We start from the raw sequence: 316 nt of genomic DNA on the forward strand, positions 1-316 counted from the left end.
TATTGTGCTAGAGAAGATGGTTCACTTTATTCAGACGGTTGGTTTAAAATCGACGGTAAAGATTATCACTTTGACCAGTGGGGACATAAGATGTAAGGCTCTGATGCCAAAACTTCAAGATAATTGCAAATAATCTCTAAATCTTGGACATACTGATACTATTACTCTAAAAAAGGTGAGTGATCAGTATGGAAAGCGAAATTTATTCAAGTGGAAGCATTATCATCATGATAATATTTTGCAAACAGTAAGATGGTACCTACGGTACAACTTGAGCTTTCGTGATTTGGTGGAAATGATGGCGGAACGGGGCTTA

General features: G+C 37.0%; 1 protein-coding gene and 1 pseudogene. Both read left to right on the forward strand.

Going from position 1 to position 316, the window contains the following annotated elements; translation table 11 throughout:
* Positions 1-96 (forward strand): hypothetical protein (locus tag JDS80_RS32245; RefSeq protein WP_346011439.1); only part of this gene is annotated, 96 nt, incomplete at its 5' end.
* A 79-nt stretch (positions 97-175) separates the two neighbouring features.
* Positions 176-316, forward strand: a pseudogene (locus JDS80_RS31880) (IS6 family transposase); the annotation flags it as partial.

Origin of the sequence: Bacillus cereus group sp. N8, assembly GCF_016483685.1 — a bacterium.
Classification (GTDB): Bacteria; Bacillota; Bacilli; order Bacillales; family Bacillaceae_G; genus Bacillus_A; species Bacillus_A proteolyticus.